1 protein-coding gene is annotated in these 1785 nt (G+C 42.7%); it reads right to left on the reverse strand.

The window, feature by feature from the left end:
- Positions 1-332: 332 nt before the first annotated feature.
- Entirely contained in the window at positions 333-1583 is a 1251-nt protein-coding gene (locus L4C33_RS22025) for an outer membrane protein transport protein (protein WP_428814517.1), read from the reverse strand.
- Positions 1584-1785 lie beyond the last annotated feature (202 nt).

A 1785-nucleotide genomic window follows, 5' to 3' on the forward strand; every position in this document is an offset into this window, starting at 1 on the left:
TGCCACTGCTGTAGATAGGAGAGTCTTATTCATTTTCATTATTATATTCACTGAAATAGAGTTATTTAGTCGGCAAATTCTACTTTTAGAGTCTTTACTTTAAAAACTAAATTTGAATAAAACAGTGTTTTGGTTGCAAAAATGTTAAATGTGGTGGTTTTTTGATTAAAATGGAAAGATGTTTCATGATTGTTGCAAAGTTTGAGCGTACACCCGTGTTTCAATTAAGGTGGTTCATGCTACAGGTGTAAACCAAAAATAGATAAAATCATTATGAGAAGATAAAGAAAAGGGCCGCAAAAGCGACCCTTGGTATAAAACTCAATTTGCTATTAGAAGCTGTAGCTGTATTGAACACCCGCTAGGATTGCGTCAGCATGAGTTGTTGCCGTTAGTGCTGGTTGACCGTTACTGTACTCAGTAACTGAAACATCTTCACCAAGAAGGTAAGTGAAGCCGAAGTCAACTGTGTGTTTCTCAATTRCGTAGCTGAAACCTGCTGAGAACCATTGGCGATCTGAGTCAGGTACAGAGATAGRTGTCTTTTGGTCTTGAGCAGCAGTGTCATACATGTAACCTGCACGTAGAGTCCAAGCTTCATCTAGGAAGTATGTACCACCAATTGCGTAGTGCCAGCCGTCTTGCCATTGGTATTCGTTTAGAGCTGTACGGCCAGCAGGAGTGTTGATGTCTAAAGTATCGAACGTGCTCCAACCAATCCATTGCACAGAGTAGTGCACTGCAAACTTAGTATCTTGGAGTTCGTGGTAACCTGAAAATTCAGCCATGCTTGGAAGAGAAAGGTAAACTTTATCTGCTGCTGCTGAACTGCCACCGACTGCTACATCACCTTCAGCTTCGATTTCTGGGCTGTAATGGTAAGATAGACCAAAGCGGTTAGCTGAATCTAGTTCGTATACAGCACCAACATTCCAACCAAGGCCGATACCATCAGCATCGATATCAACAGCGTTAACACCTAGACCTGTTGGACGAACAAGCTTACCACTGCCTTGAATAATATCTAAACCAGCGCCTAAAGACACTTGCTCGTTTACGCGGTAAGAAGCTGTTAGTGCGTAGTTGATGCTCTTGATTTCAGTTGTACCACCGAACGCCATTGCACCTGGGCTAGTTGGGCCTGCTAGACCAGCAGTACCAGCACCAAAGCTATCGTCGAAATTGTTTGTTGTACCAAAATTTGAGTAGATACCAGCGCCAAATGCCCAAGTATCATCTAAACGGTGAACATAATAGATATTCGGTACAACAGTACCGCTACTGTTGTTTGTGTCTGCTACTGGAACCGCACCTGCGAAAGTAGTGTTAGTTACATCGATATCGGTTTTGATGTAGTTTGCACCAGCTGAAAATTCAGAAGAATCAAACAGCGACATCGCCGCAGCATTGCGTGACATTACAGACGCGTTGTCTGCGATCACTGCGTCACCAGCGAATGCACGGCCAAGGCCGGTCGCTGATTGAGAGTTAAGTTGGAAACCTGCCGCAAGCGCTTGCGAAGATGCCAATGTAATGGTTACTGCTAAAAGAGACTTTTTAAACAGACGCGTCTTGTTAGTCATTTTATATTTCCTTGTTATTCCGCCTCTAGTAGGGCGATTAATTTGAGCAATTGCTCAAGGTGGCTGATCCTATTCGCAAGTATACGATATAGAAATCCGACCACACGCTAATTTGAGGGGAAAATTATCAAAATGATGTGCATCTGGCAGGAAAAAGGCAGGAAATGCTGTTTTTTAGAGTTTTAACTCTAGGGTTATTAGT

The organism is Vibrio makurazakiensis (assembly GCF_050337375.1).
In the GTDB taxonomy this organism is placed as follows: Bacteria; Pseudomonadota; Gammaproteobacteria; order Enterobacterales; family Vibrionaceae; genus Vibrio; species Vibrio makurazakiensis.